Source organism: Mesorhizobium sp. M1078 (assembly GCF_040318615.1).
In the GTDB taxonomy this organism is placed as follows: domain Bacteria; phylum Pseudomonadota; class Alphaproteobacteria; order Rhizobiales; family Rhizobiaceae; genus Mesorhizobium.
On the sequence record NZ_JAMYMP010000002.1, the window covers coordinates 62531 to 83115 of the forward strand.

A 20585-nucleotide genomic window follows, 5' to 3' on the forward strand; every position below is an offset into this window, starting at 1 on the left:
GGTCTTCCGGAAATCAGGACAGGCAGGCGGAAACCGCGGCAGAACTATTCCTTGACGGTCGAAATATCCGGCGCGTCGACCGACTTCATGCCGACGACGTGATAGCCGGAATCGACATGGTGCACCTCGCCGGTGACGCCACGCGACAGGTCCGACAGGAAATAGACGGCGGAATCGCCGACTTCTTCCTGGGTGACGGTCTGCTTGAGCGGCGAATTGTATTCGTTCCACTTCAAAATGTAGCGGAAGTCGCCGATGCCCGAAGCAGCCAAGGTCTTGATCGGCCCGGCCGAGATAGCGTTGACGCGGATCTTCTTGCCGCCGAGGTCGACGGCGAGATAGCGCACGCTGGCTTCGAGCGCTGCCTTGGCGACACCCATGACGTTGTAATGCGGCATAACCTTTTCGGCGCCATAATAGGTCAGCGTCAGCAGCGAGCCGCCATCGGTCATCAGCGCTTCGGCGCGCTTGGCGATGGTGGTGAAGGAATAGACCGAAATGTCCATGGTGCGCAGGAAATTGTCGCGCGTCGTCTCGACATAGCGTCCGGTCAACTCGTCCTTGTCGGAAAAGGCGATGGCATGGACGAGGAAGTCGAGCTTGCCGCCCCAATGCCTAGCGACATTGGCAAACACCTCGTCGAGGCTCGCCGGATCAGTGACATCGCAATGACCGGCGACAAAGGCGCCCAATTCCGCAGCCAGCGGCTCGACGCGCTTCTTGAACGCCTCGCCCTGATAGGTCAGCGCGATCTCGGCGCCATGGTCGACGCAGGCCTTGGCGATGCCGTAGGCAATCGATCTGTTGTTGGCGACGCCCAGTATAAGCCCGCGCTTGCCGGCCATTAGGCCCTGTCCACCCGCCATGTCAGCGCTCTCCGAAAGGTTTTCTGCTTTGGAGTGCCTATCGCACAGGCAGAAAGGCGCATCAAGCACAGACGGGGCGCGCGTTCAATTCAGACACTCGGCGTGACAACGAATGGGGGATAATAAGGTTGTTGTGAGATTTGAACGCCTCACTGCGGCCAGCGCGCCTTGATGGCCCAGGCCCGGCCGACCAGCCGAATCGGCTGGCCGGCAACGCATCGGCCCTATCCAGCCATTTTGCGCCAGGGAATGAGCATTCCCACCTGCTTGCGGTAGCTTCGGTACTGATCGCCGAACATCGCGACGAGATCGCGTTCCTCGAGGAAGATGCCGAGCAAGATGTAGCCGGTGCTGCCCACCGCGAACAGGAGATGGCCCCATGTCATGGACGGCGTCGCCCAGAAGGCCAGGAGGAAGCCGACATAGAGCGGGTGCCGGACCCATTTGTAGAACAGCGGCGTCCTGAACACGGGCGGCGCCGGTTCGCTCTTGCGCAAAGCGGCGAGAACCTGGCGCAGGCCGAACAGTTCGAAATGGTTGATCAGAAAGGTGCTGGTCAACAATACCGCCCAGCCGAGCCAGAACACGCCATGGATGACGGCGACCCAGACCGGGTTCTCGACCGTCCAGACGAGACCGGGAATCCGCCGCCATTGCCAGTAGAGCAGCAGCAGGATGAGGCTGGCCAAAAGCACATAGGTGCTGCGTTCGGCCGCGTGCGGGACAATCCGTGTCCACCAGCGCTTGAAAACCGGCCGCGCCATGATGCTGTGCTGGGCGGCGAAAAGGCCGAGCAGCAGTGCATTGCCGATGACGGCTTCGACCGGACTTCCAGCGACTCCGGAATCGATCGATTTCGGCACGACCATGTTGCCGACGAAACCGACCGCATAGAGAAACGAACCGAGAAAAATCAGGTATGCGGCAACGCCGTAGATAAGGGTGATTACGCCCGCCATGACTGCCCCTCCATGCAAGCATCAGGATTCGGTCGGTCGACCGAATTCAGTGTCAAAAACCATAAATTCTCTGACGAGTCAACTTGATCGGTCGCTCGACCGAGATAGAGTGGAGGGACGTCCAGCCCCCGACAGGAGAAGCTATGATCCGCCCAGATTGCACCGCTACCAGCGGCAGCCACGCCGCATGACGGACGCTGCCGAAGCCGTTACCCCGCCGCAGAACAAGCAAAAGCGCGACACGCGCGCCGAACTGATTTCGGCTGCCGAGTTATGCCTCCATCGAGGCGGTTATGCCGATCTGTCGACGCGCCGCGTTGCCGAGATCGCCGGCGTTCCGCTCAGCCAGATCCATTACCATTTCGGCTCCAAGGAACGGCTGTTCCTGGCCCTGCTCGACCATCTGAACGAGGGCCTGCTGAAGCGCCAGGCGGAGACTTTTGCGGCACCGATGCCGCTGTGGCAACGCTGGGAGCGCGCTTGCGATTTCCTCGACGATGATCTGGCGTCCGGCTATGTCCGGATCCTGCACGAGATGATCGCGGCAAGCCTGTCGAGCCCCGAGATCGCCAAGGCGGTGCGCCGCGACCTGCGCGGCTGGTTCGAACTGCTGGACGGACTGGCGCAAGAGGCGGAGCGGCGGTTCGGCGGCCTCGGGCCATTCTCCGCCGCCGAAGTAACCAGCCTGGTCAGCGCCGCCTTCCTCGGCAGCGAGACGATGATCCTGCTTGAGATCGAGAGCCCGCATGTCCCGGTGCGGCAGGCGTTGCGCCGCTTCGGCGAAACCATCCGGCGGATGGAGGAAGTGGCGCCCGGCAGTTAGCCAGCGAAGTCGAGCCGCGTCAGCCTTTGCGGCTGCGCATCAGCGCTTCGAGTTCGCTGTCGCCGCCTTCCGGCAGCATGATGCGAACATGGGCGTAGAGATCGCCATGGCCGCCGGCCTTTTCCGGCAAGCCCCTGCCCTTCAGGCGCAGCACCTTATCGGAACTCGACCAGGCCGGAATGTTGACCGCCAGCTTGCCGGTCGGCGTGTCGACCGGCACCTTGGCGCCCAGCACCGCGTCGGCCAACGCTACCTCCAGATCGGCATGCAAGTCACGGCCCTCGATGCGGTAGCGCGGGTGCCTGCGGATACGGATCTTGACCAGCGCATCGCCCGGCTGTCCCGGCCCCTGCTCGCCCTGGCCCTTCAGCCGGATGGTCTGGCCATCCTCGACATAGACCGGCAGCTTGACCGCGATCTTGCGGCCGTCGGGGAACATCGCCGTCACCTTTTCGGCGGTCGCTATCTCCTCGATGGTGACGTCGAGCGTGACGTTCAGATCGGCGGCGGTCGCCTGCTGGCGGCGGTCGCCTGTTCCGGCGCCGCGCGCGCCGGAAAAGGCGTCGCCGAAGATCTGGCTGAAGATATCGCTGTTGCCGTCGAACGGATCGCCGCCCGGACGCCCCGATCGGAATTCGAAGCGCGAGCCGCCGGCGCCCTGCTGGCGGCGGAAGCCACCGAACGGATCGCCGCCGCCGGCTGCGCCCTCGAAGCCCTGGAATTTCGGCTTGCCGTCGGCGTCGATCTCGCCGCGGTCGAAGGCCGCACGGTTCTTCTCGTCGCCGACGACCTCATAGGCCTGATTGGCGGCGGCAAAACGGTCCTTGGCCTTGGGATCATTCGGATTCTGGTCCGGATGATACTTCTTGGCGAGCTTGCGGTAAGCCGATTTTATGTCCTTGGCCGATGCGTTCTTGGCAACGCCCAGCACCTCATAGGGGTCGCGCATGCGTCCTGCCCTGGAAATGAGTTAAATCCACGTTGGCCCTTATATGCGCTCCCATAGGAAGAAATTCCAGTGGCGCGCAGGCTTATCGAGGGTTGAAATTGCGATGCCCGCAAACCTCGAAAATCAGAGCGGTTTGAAGTCCTGCATGTGCCAGCCGCCGGCCGCGGCGATGCACAATTGCCCCTTGAACAAAGCGACGCCGTCGAAGCTTTCGCGCGAGGCGGTAAAGCTGCGGCAGGCCTGGCCGTTGTCCTGCACTTCGGCGAGTTCGGTGATGGAGCCCCGCGAGCCGGTGTCGGCATTCGCCCACGGCACGGCCTGGCCGCGAAGCTCCTCGATGTCGGCCGAAGACACCGCATTGCCGATCGTGGTCTGGTCGGAAGCGCTGTCGGCGTCCGTCGATGTCACCCTGGCCGGCGCGCTTGAGGTGACGATGGAACGATCGACCTCGGCCTTTTCCAGGCTGAAGCCGCCGGCGCCGCAGGCGGCAAGCGGCAGTGCGATAATCACGATCACGGCTTTCGAACTGGCCGAAGCGATAACGCTCCATTGCCCGCTGTCAAAAGCTTGCGCGATACGCGACAATCGGCAACCTCCTGAAGCTCGAGACAATTTGAGAAAAACTATGAGTGACACTGAGTTAACAAGTAGTGACTTTACCGAAGCCGCCGAGCCGTTCCGGCTCTTTGCTGAGTGGCTGGAGGACGCCAAGAAAAGCGAAATCAACGACGCCAACGGCGTAGCACTTGCAACCGTCGATGCCGACGGCATGCCGGATGTGCGGATGGTGCTGCTCAAGGGCTTCGATGAAAGCGGCTTTGTCTTCTACACGAATTTCGAGAGCGCCAAGGGCCGCGAGATTCTTGGCAGCATGAAGGCGGCGATGTGCTTCCACTGGAAATCGCTGCGCCGCCAGGTGCGCATACGCGGTCCGGTGGAGATCGTCAGCGACGCTGAAGCCGACGCCTATTACGCGACGCGGCCGCGCGGCAGCCGGATCGGCGCATGGGCTTCGAAACAGTCGCGGCCGCTGGAAAGCCGCTTTGCCCTGGAGAAGGCGGTGGCCGAATACACGGCGCGCTACCCTATCGGCGAAATCCCGCGGCCAAAGCACTGGTCGGGCTTCCGCATCGTGCCGCAGGCGATCGAGTTCTGGCACGACCGGCCGTTCCGGCTGCACGATCGGCTGGTCTTTTCGCGCAACGCCGAAGGCGGCTGGGACAAGACACGGCTTTATCCCTGAGGAGAGGTTCAGGCCTTCTTGCGTGTCATGAAGGCCGTCAACGCGGCGCGCGCTTCGTCGGACTTCAGCCGCTCGGAGAAATGCTCGCTCTCCACCTTGATGCGGGCGACAAGCTCGTCGCGCGGGGCGCGCATCAGGTCACGAGCGATCTTCAGCGCCTGCGGCGGCTTGGCGGCGATCGCGCCGGCCGCTGCGAGTACCGCGGCTTCTAGCCCGTCCTCCTCGACCACCTCATAGATCAGGCCGGCGGCCTTGGCGCGTTCGGCGGAAAAACCTTCGCCGAGCCCAAGCAGCGCGAAGCCGCCCTGCCTGCCGAGGATGAGCGGCGCCAGCAGGCTGGAGCCCGCCTCCGGCACCAGGCCGAGGTCGACGAAGGGTGTGCGGAACACAGTGCGCGGCGTGGCGAAAGTCAGGTCGCAATGCAAATTGAGCGTGGTGCCGATGCCGACCGCAATGCCGTCGACGCCGGAGACCATCGGCTTCTCCGTTTTGGCCAGCGCCATCAGGAAGTCCCAGACCTCGTTGCCGCCCTCACCGCCGGTGGCGATGACCAGGAAATCGGCGAGATCGTTGCCGGAAGAGAAGGCGCCAGGCACACCGAGGAAGACATGGACGCGAACCGCCGGGTGGGCATCGCCATCGGCCAGCGCCTTGGACATTGTCGCGTACATGGCGCGCGTCAGTGCGTTCTTCTTGTCGGGACGGTTCATGCGGATGATCTGGATGGCGCCCTGGCGCTCGACGAGGATATGGTCTGTCACGGTCATTCTTCCCTGGTGAGCGCTCTGGTATTCAGGCCGTTATCAGCGCCTTGCCGGCGGTAGCGAGGCTCTCGGCGCCATCGATGACGCGTTCCTTCAAGGCGCTGACTTCGCCGAGCAGGTTTTCGGCGAAAAAGCGGCAAAGGGCGATGCGGCTCTGCTGGGCAAGTCCGCCACGCGCCAGATAAGCGCCGCCGGCAGCAAGCGAGATCAGCCTGAGATAGGGGGTCGCACCGGCTTGCGCTTCGTCCAGACGGCCGTCGGCCAGCAGCTTCTGCAGGAAGCGCGTCGCCTCGGTGAGATCGTCGAACGCCTGGTCAAGCGCTTCGGCGGTGCGGCCGAAGCCCTGCAGGTTCGAGGTCCGCACCTCGTCGGCGATGGCCTTCAGTTCGGCGATATAGCCATGCACATGCTCGCCGCCGCCAAGCGGCAATTTGCGGGCTACAAGGTCGATCGCCTGGATGCCGTTGGTGCCTTCATAGATCGGCGCAATGCGGGCGTCGCGATAGAGCGCGGCCGCGCCCGTCTCCTCGATGAAGCCCATGCCGCCGTGGACCTGGACGCCGAGCGATGCGACATCGACGCCTATATCGGTGGAAAAGGCCTTGGCCAGCGGCGTCAGCAGATTGGCGCGATCGCGCCAATGCGCGGCCTCCTCGCCTGTCGACACACGCGCGAAGTCGATGGCATAGGCGCAGGAATACGAGATGGCGCGGGCGATCTGGGTCAAAGCCTTCATGGTCAAGAGATTGCGCTGCACGTCGGGGTGATGGACGATCGGCGCCATCCCGGCGCCTGAAAAGTCCGATGCCTTGCCCTGGCGGCGCTCATTGGCATAGGCGATCGCCTTCTGCGTCGCGGCTTCGGCCACTGCCACGCCCTGCATGCCGACGCAAAGCCTCGCGTTGTTCATCATGGTGAACATGCAGGCGAGCCCCTTGTTCTCCTCGCCGATCAGCCAACCGATGGCGCCGGGCGCAGCACCCTGGAACCCGTCGCCATAGATCATGGTGCAGGTCGGCGAGGCATGGATGCCGAGCTTGTGCTCGAGGCCCGAACAGAAGACGTCGTTGCGGGCGCCGAGCGAGCCGTCATCATTGACCAGGAATTTCGGCACCAAAAACAACGAAATGCCGCGCGTGCCGGCCGGCGCATCCGGCAGCCGCGCCAGCACCAGATGGATGATGTTGTCGGTGAAATCATGCTCGCCATAGGTGATGAAGATCTTCTGGCCGAAGATGCGGTAGGTGCCGTCGCCGGCAGGCTCGGCGCGGGTGCGCAGAGCGGCGAGATCGGAACCGGCCTGCGGCTCGGTCAGGTTCATCGTCCCCATCCACTCGCCGGAGACGAGCTTTGCCAGATACTTTGCCTTCAGCGCTTCGGAGGCATGCTTGTCCAGCGCCTCGACGGCGCCCATGGTCAGCGTCGGGCCGATGCCGAAGGCCATGGCGGCGGAGTTCCACATTTCGAGCGCGGCAACGCCGAGCATGGTCGGCAGGCCCTGGCCACCGAATTCTTCCGGTCCGGACAGCGCGTTCCAGCCACCGCCGATCCAGCTGCGGTAAAGCGCCCTCCAGCCGGGCGGCGTGGTCACGGCTGCATCCTTCAGCACCGCGCCGTGCTCGTCGCCGATCTTGTAGAGCGGCGCCACTTCCTCGCTGGCGAAGCGGCCGGCCTCGGACAGGATGGCGTCGACAAGGTCTTCGCCGAGGTCGCCGAACGCGCCGCGGTCGAGCGCCGGCTTGAGTCCGGCGACATGCTTGAGCGTGAACGAAATGTCGTCGACCGGGGCCTTGTACATGCCGCTTTCTCCTCCGCTGCTCCGACCGCTCGATCCTAGGACCCGGGCCGATGCAAAACCATCCGCCTCTGGGCGGCCTCCGGCGTTCTTTTTACGTAAACGTCAAACTTTGTCACGCGGATTTTCATCGAACTTCGTCGTCCACAGGTGGAGCGGGACCGTAGCGGACGCCGAGTACCATGTCGCGACCTCGCGCTAGGGGCGCAACGGTGCAGAATTCCGCGCCGTGGCAACGCTTCGAAGTCGCGGAATGCATACTATGGTCCGCGCCGCGTCGCTTCGCTCCTTGCTTCGCCATAGAATGAAGAAATCGCGAGAGCGACAGGACTCCTGCCCGAAAGCACTTCCTTAACCATACCGGTCCACCATCGGTGTTTGGTCAGCGGGGATCCCCTGTTTGAAAACGCCGGCGCATCTTCTTCGCCGCTCAGCGATCGCTCTCGCGGCGATGATGGCGCTGACGTCAGCGGCTACAGCCTCGGACTTTTCCGAGCCTTGGCGGGATGGCGACCGCGCGCTGGTGGTCGACGCCTATGAATACAATTCCATCGACTGGGCGCAGCTTGCCACCGACAAGCGCATTGTCGGCTTCATCAACAAGGCCTCCGACGGGCTGCCGCCGCCCTATTTCTGCTACGGCGACGAGCCTACGGTCAAACTCTGCAAGACATTGTGGAAACGCTTTGCGGTGACGCGCGAGCTGTTTCAGACGCGCAAGGTGGTGGCCAAGGCGCTCGGCCTGAAATGGGGCGCGTATCATCTTGCCCGCCCCGGCAATCCGCTCGAGCAGGCCAACAGTTTCATCGATTTCGCCGAGCCAGCCCCTGACGATCTGCTCGCCCTCGATCTCGAAGGCAACGACCCCTCGCAATGGATGTCGCTCGAGGATGCCGAGGAATTCGTGCGCCAGGTGCACCGGCGCCTCGGCCGTTTCCCGATCCTCTACACCAACGGCAAGACCGCCCAGTACATCGCCGACAACCGCTACCAATACCGTCTGCTGTCGCGGCTGCCGCTCTGGTATGCGCGCTACAAGCCCGACATCGACGTGCATTTTCCGATGGGCAACTGGCAGGGCTATGCGCTGTGGCAGTTCTCGGCGCAGGCCAATTGCGGGCGCCTGCGCTGCCCCTACCGCGTCGCCGGCACGCCCTACGACATCGACGTCAACGTCGCGCCGATGGACGCGGCGGCACTGCGCCAGCAATGGCCCTTCGGCGGCCTGATCGACGTGCCGCCCGACTACCTCGCCTCGATACCGGTGCCGGTGTCGCGCGCGGCCGGGCTCGCCGGCAAAGTCACCATCACATACGCCGATGTGGCGACGCCACCGACGGTCGAGGAAATGGTGGCGGTGCTCGGCGCGCGCTGGCAGACATTCCGCGCCGCCTTCCGCATGCCGGTGGTCAAGACGGTGCCGCGCCGCGCGCGCTTCGGCATTGCCGAGTATGTCGCCTGGAAGCGGACCACGTATCGTTCGGAGGCTCTGCTCGAGGCCGCCTTCTCGCAGGCCGCCGACCCGGTCAGCACCGCTTCGACGGAACTGGTTCGCGAGCGCTGAGGCTTATGTGGCGGCGCTGGCCTTTTCCCGCGCCACCGCCTGCCAGCCTATGTCGCGGCGGCAGAAGCCTTGCGGCCAGTCGATACGGTCGAGCGCGGCGTAAGCGCGGCATTGCGCTTCACCCACCGTCTTGCCTGATGCCGTGACGTTGAGCACGCGGCCGCCATTGGCGACCAGCGCGCCGCCATTGATGGCAGTGCCGGCATGGAAAATCTCAACGCCTTCGCCAGCGGCTTCGTCGAGACCCCGAATGACCGAGCCTTTTTCCGGCGTCCCGGGATAGCCCTGTGCCGCCATCACCACGGTCAGCGCGGCATCGTCGCGCCAGCGGATCGAACTGTGCGCCAACTGGCCATCGGCGGCGGCGTTGAGCAGCACCAGCAGATCGTCCTTCAGCCGCATCATCAGCACCTGGCATTCGGGATCGCCGAAGCGGGTGTTGTATTCGATCAGCTTCGGCCCTTTGTCGGTGATCATCAGCCCGGCGAAGAGAATGCCGGCGAACGGCGCGCCAAGCTCGGCCATGCCGCGGATGGTCGGCTCGACGATCTCGCGCATGGTGCGCTCGACCATGTCAGGGCTCATCACCGGCGCCGGCGAATAGGCGCCCATGCCGCCGGTGTTGGGGCCGGTGTCGCCGTCGCCGACGCGCTTGTGGTCCTGCGCGGTGCCGAAGGGCAGTGCCGTGGTGCCGTCGCACAAGCAGAAGAAACTCGCCTCCTCGCCGGTCATGAATTCCTCGACCACGACCTCAGCGCCGGCGTCGCCAAAGGCGCCGTCGAAACAGGCATCGAGCGCGGCTTGCGCCTCATCCAGCGTCATGGCGATGGTGACGCCCTTGCCGGCGGCAAGCCCGTCGGCCTTGATGACGATCGGCGCGCCGACCTTTTCGACATAGGCTTTCGCCGAGGCAAGATCGGTGAAGCGGCCATAGGCGGCGGTCGGGATGCCGTATTTGGCGCAAAGGTCCTTGGTAAAACCTTTCGAGCCTTCGAGCCGCGCTGCCCGCTTCGACGGGCCGAAGACGCGGATGCCCTGCTCACGCAGATCGTCGGCAATGCCGGCGACCAGCGGCCCTTCCGGCCCGACGACGACGAGATCGATCGCGTTGTCCTGGCAGAAGCTGGCAACAGCGGCATGGTCGGCGATGTCGAGCTTGACCAGTTCGGCCTCGTGGGCGATGCCCGGATTGCCGGGCGCGGCATAGAGCCTGGTCAAAAGCGGCGAGGCCGCGATCTTCCAGGCCAGGGCATGTTCGCGGCCGCCGGAGCCGATTAACAAAACGCGCATGCCGATGTCCCTTGTCATTTCACGACAGGGACTGCGCTATTGCCCCGGGCGGCGCGGGTCAAGAGTTTTACCTTGCGCCATACCGGTTGCGCACGGGAACGTCGCGCCGAGAGCACGGCGTCCCCGGCCGGTATCAGCTCTGGAAGACCACTGGAAACCAGTCCTCGCGCAGTTTCTGGCCGGGCTTCATGTCATGGCCGGCATAGGGCGGCGAGGTACGGCCGGGGCGCTCGACATAGCGCGCATCGTCGCCGACCCAGCGCAGCGACAGCGCCCGGCGCCGCGCCGCGGTCGGATTGCCGCGCGCACCATGCGCGGTGCGGAAGTCGAACAGGATGGCGTCCCCCGGTTCCATCTCCCATTCGAGCACCTTCAGCGACGGGTCCTTGTCTGGATCCGGCACGGGGAGGTAGTCGCCCTCGCCGGCATAGAAATTGCTGTCATCTAGCCAGCGCACCGGCAGGATCATCTTGTCCCATTTGTGCGAGCCGGCGATCAGCCGCAGCGTCGCTTCCTTGACCGGATCGATCGGAATCCAGAAGCTGACGGTCTGGGTGCCATCGACGAAGTAATACGGGATGTCCTGGTGCCAAGGCGTCGGCTTTTGCGTGCCCGGTTCCTTGACCAGCACATGGTCGTGGAAGAACTGGGCGCTGCGCGACTGCATCGCCGCTGCCGCGAGTTCCGCGGCCGGGGAATTGCGCACCACGTCGACGAATTCGGGAATGCGCTCCCAATTGCAGTAATCGTCGAAGAAGCTGCCCTTGCCGTTGGCGATGTCCGAAGCCGTGGCGCTGCGGTTTTGCATGTTGCGCTCGATGCCGGCGGCGATGGTGCCGACCCAGTCCTTGAAGGCGCCGCGTATGCAGACCGCGCCGTCGCGCTGGTAGTCGGCAATCGCTGCGGCATCAATATGTCTGGCGGCCATCTCATGTCTTCCCTGTTTCGATGACCGACTATCGCAGTCGCCGCACATCGCGTAAAATAATAACTTCTCATCTCTCTTATAGTTTTAGACTATGAATCTGACCCTCACCCAGCTGCGTTACCTCGTCGCCGTCGCACGGCATGGCAGCGTCACCGCGGCCGCGCGGATGCTGAACGTCTCACAGCCGTCGATCTCGGTGGCGATCGACAATGTCGAAGCGACGCTCGGCCAGAAACTGTTCGTGCGCCAGCGCGGCAGCGGCATTGCGCTGACCTCGTTCGGCCGCAGCGCGGTGGCGAAGGCAAAGCAGGTGCTGGCCGAAGCGGACGAACTGGTTGGGCTCGGGACGCGCGACGCCGATGTCGGGGGCGAACTTGTGCTCGGCTGTTTCGAGGATCTGGCGCCCTATTTCGCGCCGGCGCTGATCCGCGCTTTTTCGCAACGCTGCCCGGCGGTCACCGTGGTGGTCCGCGACGAGACCTTCGAGACGCTGGGCCGGCGGCTCGGCGATGCGGCAATCGATCTCGGCCTGACCTACGATCTCGGCCTGCCCTCGCACTTCGCCCGCATCCTGCTGCATGAGCTGCGGCCACACGCGCTTCTGCCGCAAGGCCACGCACTGGCCAGCCAGGCGAGCGTCAGCCTGGCGGAGCTGGCGACCCATCCCTTGATCACCACCGACCAGCCGCACAGCTGGCAGCATATGCTGGACCTGTTCCTCAGCCGCGGCCTGTCGCCGGTCTCGCAATCGACGGCGAGTTCGTTCGAACTGCAGCGCAGCATGGTCGCCAACGGCTTCGGCGTCGCGGTGAGCTACACCAGGCCCTATGGCGACAGGAGTTATGACGGGCTGCCGCTGGTCTGCAAGCCGCTGTCCGATCCGCTGCCGATGCAGCGCATCATCCTCACCCATGACACAAGGCAAAGGCTGTCGAAGGCGGCGCTGGCCTTCACGGAGGTGGCGAAGGCATGGTTTGCCAGCCACGATATTTTCACCGCCTGAGCGACAATGCGGCCGCTTGACGGCGCACGCCGCTGCTGCCACTCCAGCACGATGGAAACCATCCAGTCGAAAGCCGCACAGGGCCGCGTCGCCGACGCGCCGAGCGGCCATTGGGTCTACAAGATATTGCCGCGCTGGCTGTGGCCTTACGCGCAGCTTGCGCGCTGGGACCGGCCGATCGGCTGGCAATTGCTGCTGTGGCCCTGCTGGTGGTCGGCAGCGCTTGCGGCCAGCGCCTATCCCCGCCCGGCAGACCCGTTGCTCACATTGCTGCCGTCGCCGTGGTTCCTGTTCCTGTTCTTTGTCGGCGCCGTCGCCATGCGTGGCGCCGGCTGCACCTATAACGACATTGTCGACCAGGACATCGACAACAAGGTCGAGCGCACGCGCTCGCGGCCATTGCCGGCCGGCAAGGTGACGCGCCGCCAAGCCTGGGCGTTCCTGGTCATCCAGGCCTTGCTGGGCCTGGTCGTGCTGCTGCAGTTCAACGACTTCGCCATTCCGCTCGGCATCGTCTCGCTGGTCATCGTTGCCGTCTATCCCTTCATGAAGCGCTTCACCAACTGGCCGCAATTGGTGCTCGGGCTCGCCTTCTCCTGGGGTGCGCTGATGGGCTGGGCGGTCGAGTTCGGCGATCTCGATGGCCCGGCCATCATGCTCTATATCGGCTCGATCCTGTGGGTGATCGGCTACGACACCATCTATGCACATCAGGACAAGGAAGACGACGCCATCGTCGGCGTGCGCTCGACGGCGCGGCTGTTCGGCGACAACACCAAGACCTGGCTGGTCGGGCTTTATGGCGGCACGCTGGTCTGCTTCGCCATCGCCTTCGCCTCGGCGCAGGTGCCGGTGGTGGCGCTGGCCGGGCTGATCGCCGCCGGCGCCCATATGGCGCGGCAGATAGCGGTTCTGGATATCGACGATCCCGATCAATGCCTGCGGCTGTTCAAATCCAACAACCAGGTCGGCTGGTTGATCTTCATCGGCCTGATCGGCGGTGCGCTGTGGGTGGCGCTAAAGCCGCTGGTGTAGGCTCCCTCTTCCTTCTCTCCTTGTGGGAGAAGGTGGATCGACGCGCAGCGCCGAGACGGATGAGGGGTGCTCCAGCGGAGTGAGGCGTTGGCGTTCCCTGGAACACCCCTCATCCGTCTTGCCGCTTCGCGGCAATCCACCTTCCCCCACAAGGGGGGAAGGAGAAGAGCGCTCTATTCTCTCGAAATAATCTCCTGGCCGTCGATCACCAGCCTCAGCCCGAGATTGCCGGCCCTGCGGCGGGCGAGGAAGCGCGGGCGGCGCGTGGTCGAGACCCGGCCTTTGCGGCGATCCTTGGCCGGCAGCGCCTTGATGGCGGCGCCCAGCGATTCCTCAAGCGTGCGGGCAATTCCGTCGGATTCGATCAAAAGCATCTGCAGCCGATAGGCATCGGCCCAGGCGCGCCAGTCGGCGGCGACGTCTTCGAGATCGTCGGCCACCAGCAGCGGCACCGACAGCATCGGGTCGTTGTGTAGGAGTTCCAGGGTTACCGTGACATTGCCTTCCGGATCCTCCATCGCGCGGGCGGCGACGCCGCGAAACGCGTTGGCGGGCAGCGCGATGATCGCCGGCACGCCGCTCATCTCGAGCGTGCGGCGGATGACGGCGCCGCGCTGGTCGATGGTGAAGGTAACGTCGCCATAGTCGTCGCGCGTGGCATAGCTCACCACTTGCGGCAGGCGGAATGGGTCGAGGCGCATGTTGCGCCCGGCCCAGACGGGCTTCAATACACTGTTCATCTGCTGCCTTCCTGTGTTTCTCCTGAGAGCCGCTTTCACGGATCCCACCGGGCCAGTTTTCCCGGCCTCGTTGTGTGAAACATTAGCGCGAGCTTCTGCCGCCCGGCTTAAGAAAGTCAGTTAAATTTTGCTGATCTCAGGCGATGGTTATCGGAATGAGACCAGCCACAAAATGTTGAAAGGATCAGATAACCTTACCGGGATTCATGATGCCGGCCGGATCGAAGACGGCCTTCACCCGGCGCATCAGCTCGATCGCCATGGGCGGCGCGGTGGCGATCAGCTCGTCGCGCTTCAACTGGCCGATGCCATGCTCGGCCGAGATCGAACCGTGGAAGGAGCGCACGACATCGTGCACGGCATGGTTCATGGCGTGGTAGAGGCCGAGAAACGCTTCGTCGTCACCGCCCTCCGGCCGGGAGATGTTGTAGTGCAGATTGCCGTCGCCCATATGACCGAAGCAGACCACGCGCGCCTGCGGACTGACCGAAGCCACTGCACCGGCCGCCTTTTCGATAAACGCCGGGATGGATGCCACCGGCACCGAAATATCATGCTTGATCGAAGCACCTTCGGGCTTTTGCGAATCCGGCAGCACCTCGCGGAAGTTCCAGAACGCGTCGCCCTGCGCCAGGCTGGCCGCGATCACCGCGTCGCCGACGATGCCTTGTTCGAGGCCTGCCGACAGCACTTCTTCGATCAGCCCCCTGGCGTCCTCGGCCGAACGGCCCGACGACACCTGCATCAACACATACCATGGCCAATCCTGCGCCAGCGGCCGCGTGACGCCCTGCGCATGGCGCAGCGTGAAATCATACGGACGCTGGCCGATCAGCTCGAAGGCGGTGAGTGCCGCCCCTGCCCGGTCCATCGCCAGGCTGAACAGCGAAAGCGCTGCTTCCGGCGACGACAGGCCGGCAAAGGCCACTTCGCGCCCCTTGGGCTTGGGAAACAGTTTCAGCACCGCTGCGGTGATGATGCCGAGCGTGCCTTCGGCGCCGACGAACAGGTTCTTCAGATCGTAGCCGGTGTTGTCCTTCTTCAATTTGCGCAGATCGTCGAAGACCTCGCCGGTCGGCAGCACCACTTCGACGCCGAGGCAGAGTTCGCGCGCATTGCCATAGGCAAGCACGCCGGTGCCGCCGGCATTGGACGAGAGATTGCCGCCGATCTGGCAGGACCCTTGCGCGGCGAGCGACAGCGGAAACAGCCGGTCGGCGGCATCGGCCGCTTCCTGCAGCGTCTGCAGGATAACGCCGGCCTCGACGGTTACCGTGTTGGAGAAGACGTCGATCTCGCGAATGCGGTTCAGCCGCGACAAAGAAAGCACGATCTCGCGGCCGGATGCGTCAGGCACCTGGGCGCCGACCAGCCCGGTGTTGCCGCTTTGCGGCACGACCGGCGTTCCCGTCTCGCTCGCCAGCCGCATGATACGGCTCACCTCGTCGACGCTGCCGGGACGCAGCACCAAGGCGGTCCTGCCATGCCACAGACCGCGCCGCTCGGTAAGATACGGTGCAATATCGGCTTGGTCGCTCAGTGCATATTTTTCGCCGACAATGGCAGTGAAGCGGTCGATGAGGGCGGGATCGAGATCGAAGGGGGAGTCGTTCATGGGCGCAAACTATGGCGCTCAGCCGAGCTTGTCACGGGGGGCAGCGGCACGAAACAGCCGATCGTTGATCGCCTCGCCGAGCCCATCGAACGGGATCGGCTCGACGGCGATCGTCGCCGCACCGCTGCGGTCGAGTTCCTGCAAATACGCGAACAGATTGCTTGCGGCTTCGCGCAAATCGCCTGATGCCGACAGGTTGCGCAAGGCGGCCGCCGCTTGCCAGCCTTCGGCGCGGCGGACGCCAAAGGCCAGCAAGGCCTCGCCTTCAACCACGTTTTGCGCGTCGAGCCGCACCGCGGCGCCCGGCGCATAATGCGACGCCAGCATGCCGGGTGCCTCGATGCCGGCTGTCGCGCCGCGCTGCAGCTTGATGCCGGTGACGGCCTCGATATCGGCGGCAGCGATGCCGCCTGGCCTCAGCAGCCGCACGCTGTTGCCTTCGACCTTGACGATGGTCGATTCCAGCCCGACCGGGGTGGCGCCGCCATCGACCACCAGCCGGATTTTGGCGCCGAGATCGGCCGCCACGGCTTGCGCTGTCGTCGCGCTTATCTTGCCCGAAGAGTTCGCGCTGGGCGCGGCCAGCGGCCGGCCGAGCCTGGCGATCAGCTCGCCGCCGAAGCCCCTCGGCATGCGCAGCGCGATCGTATCGAGCCCGGCGGTGACCAGCGGATGGATGCCGTTGCCGGGTCGGAGCGGCAGCACCAGCGTCAGCGGCCCCGGCCAGAACGCCTCGGCCAGCCGCTTCGAAAGCGGGTCGAAGATCGCAATGCGCTCGGCCATCGCGAGATCGGCGACATGGGCGATCAGCGGGTTGAAGCGCGGCCGGCCCTTGGCTTCGAAAATGCGGGCGACGCCGACGCCATTGGTCGCGTCGCTGGCCAGTCCATAGACGGTCTCCGTCGGGATGGCGACGACGTCGCCGCCCTCAAGCAGCGCCAACGCCTGCTCCATCGCTTCGCCGACGGATAGTATCTCAGCCACTCGCTTCACCTCACAGGCACCGGACCTAAAGCGCGTCGCGCTGAACCGGATTCATGCGACGCGCTTTAGGTCTTTGTTTGATGCATGTCGTTCTCTCAAAACCGGGGCCACTTTTGAGCGACATGCATTAGAGCGGTTCAGCGGTTCGCTGAAACGCTCTAAGTATTTGTTTTTGCGGAATTCCGGACGGAAAACCGCTACTCACTTTTCCTGGAATTGCTCTAATACGGCAGTGGTTTTCGGGCAAGCCGGCTTTGGCGAATTATCAATGCCTAAAATGCTATGTTTCCCTGCAAGCCGGCATCAATCCACTGGGGTTAAGGCTATTTGCGGTTAGGGCTGGCGGCTTGTCGGGCAAGGGGACGGTTTCGATGTCGATGCGTGTGCTTGGAGCGCTTGGTTTCACCCTGGCGGCGATGACCGGTGGGGCGCACGCCTCGTCGATCGTCTTTCTCGGCGTCTCGACCTCGACGCCATCAGTCATCAAGGTTGGCGGATCCGAACCGGTCAGGACCGCCTCGTCGCCATCGATCGTCGCGCTCGGCGATGCCCAGCCCGATGTGACTTATGAAAAGGTCGCGGCGATCCCCGAAAAGCCTAGGCAGGACCCGATGATCATTCGCGGCGGCGTCGTCGGCGGTGCCTTCGCCGCGCCGGCTCCGGCCAGTGCGAGCACTTCAGCGCCGGCAGCGGAGACGACGGCAGAGACCGCACCAGCAGGAACTGCAACGGCATCGAACGGCAAGCCCGAGTCGCAACCGGCAGCGCCGCAGCCGGCAGCAACACCGCAGCAGCCGATCGAGGGCGTCGGCAAAGCCGAGTAGGCCATTCAGCCAAGACGGTCGGCCAAGACAGTCGGCCGATCCATTCCGCTTGACGCCGATCGACGCCCCGGCGCACGATCGGCTTGGCGGCGGCGGCCCCAATTTCGCCAATCGGGTTTGGCATGAGCGCGCCGGGTTCTAGGAGAGCGAGGGGTTATCATGAACATGACGAAATCTTTGACTATTGCCGGCCTGTTGCTGGCGTCACCTATAGGTGTCGGCGGCGCGCAGGCCGGTGACGAGCTAGGGTCCTACGTCGCGCGCATTTCCGATCGCGACCACCATGCCAGCGACGGCTATGAGCTGAGCAGCGCAGCACAGATGGTGCGGCAGGACCGTGCCAACTGGCACAAGTTCCACCGGCGCGATGCCGGCGACCAGGGCGATGACTGGTTCCGCAGCAATGATGATCGCGCGTATCTGGAACGCATGCTGAAGCGCGGTGGCGCGATGAGCTCCTCGACACGGAACGCCATCGTCAATGGCGAGCCGCTGATCCAGGTCGACGTCTATTCAGACAGCGTGCATGTCAGCATTCTGGAGGATTGATTTCGTCAACCTCGGGAGGACTGACGGAGTCAGCCTCGAGACTGACACGTTGGTTCCGGACAAGAAGGGCGGCGTGTGAGCACCGCCCTTGTCGTCGCTGTCTTCGGGCTTATCTGCCCTTTAGCCAGCTATCCTGGAAAAATCCGCGACCTGATCGGTGGCCGTGCGGATGCGAGCCAGCAGCGCCAGGCGGTTGGCGCGCACGGCCTGGTCCTCATCATTCACGAGAACGCGTTCAAAGAATGAATCAACCGCTTCACGCAACACGCTAAGCGCCAGCATGGCGGCGGAAAAGTCTTCGTTTTGAATCGCTTCGCCGGCTTCTCTCTCCGCCTGATTCACCGCCGCAAACAGCGATTTCTCGGCCTCCTCGCGAAACAGCGCCGGCTCAACAGTCGCGGCGACGCGCGTTTTCTTCTTCTCCTCGGCAGCCAGAATGTTGGCCGCCCGCTTGGCGCCGGCGAGCAGGTTCTTGCCGTCCTCGGTGTCGAGGAAGGACCCTAGAGCTTCGACGCGACGCACGATCTGCAGGAGGTCGTCCGACTGCGATTGGCCGATCTCCCCCCTTGTGGGGGAGATGCCCGGCAGGGCAGAGGGGGGCGCGCCAGAATGAGAGGTCGGCGGGACAGCGCCCCCCTCTGTCGGCTTCGCCGCCTCCACAAGGGGGGAGATTGGCGCGCTTCCACCACCTGCCAGCACGGCGTCAATGAGATCATGCCGAGCGCCCTGGTCGCGGAGATAGACTTTCAGGCGGTCGTGGAAGAAGGCGAGGAGGTCGGGGCCAAAGGCCCGTCCAGCCTTGGACGCGAGATAACTCGCCGTTTGATAGGCACTGTCGAAGAGCGATGTCAGCGGCAGTGAGATCCCATTCTCGATCAGGATTCTCACCACGCCCAGTGCGGCCCTTCTCAGCGCGTAAGGATCCTTCGAGCCCGTGGGCTTTTCATCGATCGCCCAGAACCCGACCAGCGTATCGATTTTGTCGGCGAGTGCGACGGCAATCGACACCGGATCGGTCGGCACGCGGTCGGACGGACCTTGCGGCTTGTAGTGTTCCTCGATCGCCGCGGCCACGGACGGATGCTCACCCTGCAGCAGCGCATACTTGCGCCCCATGGCGCCTTGCAGTTCCGGAAACTCGCCCACTGCTTCGGTCGTGAGGTCGGCTTTGGCCAGCACAGCGGCGCGAGCGGCGAGCGCGGTAATCTCCCCCCTTGAGGGGGAGATGTCGCCGAAGGCGACAGAGGGGGTCGTCTCGCGTGGAGCGCCAACTCCCTCTTTCTTCGAGAGACCGGACGGCGTCGCGGCAGCCGAAGCGACCCCCTCTGGCCTGCCGGCCATCTCCCCCTCAAGGGGGGAGATCGACTGCGCCACTGTTGGCGCCAGTTCCTCCGCCAGCCGCTTGATGCGCTCTACCCGCTCGCCTTGCGTGCCGAGCTTGGCGTGGAAAGTCACCCCGAGATGGTCGAGGCGGGCCATGCGTTGGTCGAGCGGCTTTTTCAGATCGAGCCCGAACTTTTCCGCCGATGCTTCAAGCTGCTCGAGATCGGGCAGATCGCCCTGGTCGGTCCGCCAGAAATACAGCGCATCCGACAGGCGCGCGCGCACCACCTTGCCGTTGCCGTGCGCGATCTCCTTGCCGCCATCCTTCGCCTCGATGTTGGCGGTGAGGATGAAGCGGTTGGAAAGGTTTTCGCCGTCGCCTTGCGGACGGGTGACAAAGCATTTCTGATTGGCGCGAATGGTCAGCCGCACCACCTCGGGCGGAATGGCAAGAAAGGCCTGCTCGAATTCGCCCATCAGCACCACCGGCCATTCGACCAGGCCCGACACTTCTTCCAACAACCCTTCGTCCTCGACCAGGTCGAGCCCGTTGGCGAAGGCGAGGTTGCGGGCGTCGGCAAGGATGATCTCCTTGCGGCGGTCGCCATCGAGCACGACCTTGGCTGCTTCGAGCTTGGTCACGTAATCGTCGAAGCGGCGCACGGTGATTTCACCCGGCGCCATGAAACGATGGCCGTAGGTGATATTGCCCGAGCGGATGCCATCGATCTCGAAATCGACCACCACCGGCTCCTCGGTCTCCGGGCCGAAGGTGCACAGGATCGTCTGCAGCGGCCGCACCCAGCGCAGCGAACCGGGCTTGGCTGAAGCCGGCCCCCAGCGCATCGATGTCGGCCACGGGAAGCTGCGGATGATGGCCGGCACCAGTTCGGCGACGATTTCTTCCGCCGCCCTGCCCGGCTTCGAAATATGGGCGACGTAGAAATCTCCCTTCTTCGGATCGGAATGGACATGCGCCTCGGCAACCGAGGCAAGGCCTGCCTTGCGCAGAAAACCCTGCACCGCCTGTTCCGGCGCCGTCGTCGACGGCCCCTTGATCTCCTCGTGGATATCCTTCGAGCGTGCGGTCAGGCCCCTGACATCGAGCGCCAGGCGCCGCGGCGTCCAGTATTCGCGCGCGGCGTCATAGGTCAGACCCGCCTCGACCAGACCGTCGGTCAGCATCTTCCTGAGATCGCCCGCCGCCTTGCGCTGCATGCGGGCGGGAATTTCCTCGGAGCGGAGTTCCAGCAACAAATCCGGCATCAGAGTTTCTCCACCCGCATGCCTTCTCCCTGATTGCGCGTCCTCGCGCCTCCGGCGCTGCGGTT

General features: G+C 64.3%; 19 protein-coding genes. 7 read left to right on the top strand and 12 right to left on the bottom strand.

Going from position 1 to position 20585, the window contains the following annotated elements:
- Nucleotides 1-44: 44 nt before the first annotated feature.
- Both fabI and mddA read right to left on the bottom strand, forming a co-directional pair.
- Nucleotides 45-866: an enoyl-ACP reductase FabI gene (gene fabI, locus NKH38_RS04470; protein WP_352760765.1), complete on the bottom strand. Its 822-nt coding sequence runs from the start codon at nt 864-866 to the stop codon at nt 45-47.
- 224 nt (nt 867-1090) lie between these two features.
- Complete coding sequence (mddA, locus tag NKH38_RS04475) at nt 1091-1825, bottom strand: methanethiol S-methyltransferase (protein WP_352760768.1); 735 nt, start codon at nt 1823-1825, stop codon at nt 1091-1093.
- A 187-nt stretch (nt 1826-2012) separates the two neighbouring features.
- On the opposite strand from mddA, the gene NKH38_RS04480 reads away from it, so the two are divergent.
- Complete coding sequence (locus tag NKH38_RS04480; protein WP_023818972.1) at nt 2013-2648, top strand: TetR/AcrR family transcriptional regulator; 636 nt, start codon at nt 2013-2015, stop codon at nt 2646-2648.
- Nucleotides 2649-2667: 19 nt separating this feature from the next.
- Here the strand turns inward: NKH38_RS04480 and NKH38_RS04485 are convergent, their stop codons facing one another.
- Both NKH38_RS04485 and NKH38_RS04490 read right to left on the bottom strand, forming a co-directional pair.
- Nucleotides 2668-3597 carry a DnaJ C-terminal domain-containing protein gene (locus NKH38_RS04485; protein WP_352760770.1) on the bottom strand — a complete coding sequence of 310 codons (930 nt, stop codon included), beginning with the start codon at nt 3595-3597 and terminating at the stop codon, nt 2668-2670.
- Nucleotides 3598-3720: 123 nt separating this feature from the next.
- On the bottom strand, nt 3721-4182 hold the full coding sequence (locus NKH38_RS04490) for an RT0821/Lpp0805 family surface protein (protein ID WP_023687129.1): 462 nt from the start codon (nt 4180-4182) through the stop codon (nt 3721-3723).
- 28 nt (nt 4183-4210) lie between these two features.
- Here NKH38_RS04490 and pdxH point away from each other — a divergent pair, with 28 nt between their 5' ends.
- A complete protein-coding gene (gene pdxH, locus NKH38_RS04495; RefSeq protein WP_081725434.1) occupies nt 4211-4840 on the top strand; it encodes a pyridoxamine 5'-phosphate oxidase in 630 nt (209 codons plus the stop codon).
- A gap of 8 nt (nt 4841-4848) precedes the next feature.
- Here pdxH and NKH38_RS04500 read toward each other — a convergent pair whose 3' ends face one another.
- The gene (locus NKH38_RS04500; protein WP_031197384.1) at nt 4849-5601 is read right to left on the bottom strand and encodes a crotonase/enoyl-CoA hydratase family protein; all 753 of its coding nucleotides are present in this window, start codon (nt 5599-5601) and stop codon (nt 4849-4851) included.
- 31 nt (nt 5602-5632) lie between these two features.
- Nucleotides 5633-7402: an acyl-CoA dehydrogenase family protein gene (locus NKH38_RS04505; protein WP_352760776.1), complete on the bottom strand. Its 1770-nt coding sequence runs from the start codon at nt 7400-7402 to the stop codon at nt 5633-5635.
- A 448-nt stretch (nt 7403-7850) separates the two neighbouring features.
- On the opposite strand from NKH38_RS04505, the gene NKH38_RS04510 reads away from it, so the two are divergent.
- Nucleotides 7851-8963, top strand: a complete 1113-nt coding sequence (locus NKH38_RS04510; RefSeq protein WP_352760908.1) for a glycoside hydrolase family 25 protein — start codon at nt 7851-7853, stop codon at nt 8961-8963.
- 3 nt (nt 8964-8966) lie between these two features.
- Here the strand turns inward: NKH38_RS04510 and purD are convergent, their stop codons facing one another.
- Both purD and NKH38_RS04520 read right to left on the bottom strand, forming a co-directional pair.
- Nucleotides 8967-10253, bottom strand: a complete 1287-nt coding sequence (gene purD, locus NKH38_RS04515; RefSeq protein ID WP_352760779.1) for a phosphoribosylamine--glycine ligase — start codon at nt 10251-10253, stop codon at nt 8967-8969.
- A gap of 133 nt (nt 10254-10386) precedes the next feature.
- Entirely contained in the window at nt 10387-11181 is a 795-nt protein-coding gene (locus tag NKH38_RS04520) for a phytanoyl-CoA dioxygenase family protein (protein WP_352652549.1), read from the bottom strand.
- A 91-nt stretch (nt 11182-11272) separates the two neighbouring features.
- Between NKH38_RS04520 and NKH38_RS04525 the strand changes: the two genes are divergently transcribed.
- Both NKH38_RS04525 and ubiA read left to right on the top strand, forming a co-directional pair.
- Nucleotides 11273-12184 (top strand): LysR family transcriptional regulator, encoded by a 912-nt coding sequence (locus NKH38_RS04525; protein ID WP_352760783.1) that lies wholly within the window; start codon nt 11273-11275, stop codon nt 12182-12184.
- Between the two features lie 51 nt (nt 12185-12235).
- A complete protein-coding gene (ubiA, locus tag NKH38_RS04530) occupies nt 12236-13219 on the top strand; it encodes a 4-hydroxybenzoate octaprenyltransferase (RefSeq protein WP_023706640.1) in 984 nt (327 codons plus the stop codon).
- A gap of 173 nt (nt 13220-13392) precedes the next feature.
- Here the strand turns inward: ubiA and NKH38_RS04535 are convergent, their stop codons facing one another.
- From NKH38_RS04535 to NKH38_RS04545, 3 genes are all read right to left on the bottom strand, one after another.
- Nucleotides 13393-13959, bottom strand: a complete 567-nt coding sequence (locus tag NKH38_RS04535) for a DUF6101 family protein (protein WP_352498423.1) — start codon at nt 13957-13959, stop codon at nt 13393-13395.
- A 184-nt stretch (nt 13960-14143) separates the two neighbouring features.
- Nucleotides 14144-15574, bottom strand: a complete 1431-nt coding sequence (locus NKH38_RS04540; protein ID WP_352760787.1) for an FAD-binding oxidoreductase — start codon at nt 15572-15574, stop codon at nt 14144-14146.
- Between the two features lie 18 nt (nt 15575-15592).
- Nucleotides 15593-16558 carry an L-threonylcarbamoyladenylate synthase gene (locus NKH38_RS04545; RefSeq protein ID WP_352760790.1) on the bottom strand — a complete coding sequence of 322 codons (966 nt, stop codon included), beginning with the start codon at nt 16556-16558 and terminating at the stop codon, nt 15593-15595.
- A gap of 371 nt (nt 16559-16929) precedes the next feature.
- Between NKH38_RS04545 and NKH38_RS04550 the strand changes: the two genes are divergently transcribed.
- Together NKH38_RS04550 and NKH38_RS04555 are read left to right on the top strand one after the other, a co-directional pair.
- On the top strand, nt 16930-17382 hold the full coding sequence (locus tag NKH38_RS04550) for a hypothetical protein (protein WP_352760793.1): 453 nt from the start codon (nt 16930-16932) through the stop codon (nt 17380-17382).
- A gap of 165 nt (nt 17383-17547) precedes the next feature.
- Nucleotides 17548-17931: a hypothetical protein gene (locus tag NKH38_RS04555; RefSeq protein WP_245270717.1), complete on the top strand. Its 384-nt coding sequence runs from the start codon at nt 17548-17550 to the stop codon at nt 17929-17931.
- A 120-nt stretch (nt 17932-18051) separates the two neighbouring features.
- On the opposite strand, the gene glyS is transcribed toward NKH38_RS04555, so the two are convergent.
- Entirely contained in the window at nt 18052-20520 is a 2469-nt protein-coding gene (gene glyS / locus NKH38_RS04560) for a glycine--tRNA ligase subunit beta (RefSeq protein ID WP_352760796.1), read from the bottom strand.
- Nucleotides 20521-20585 lie beyond the last annotated feature (65 nt).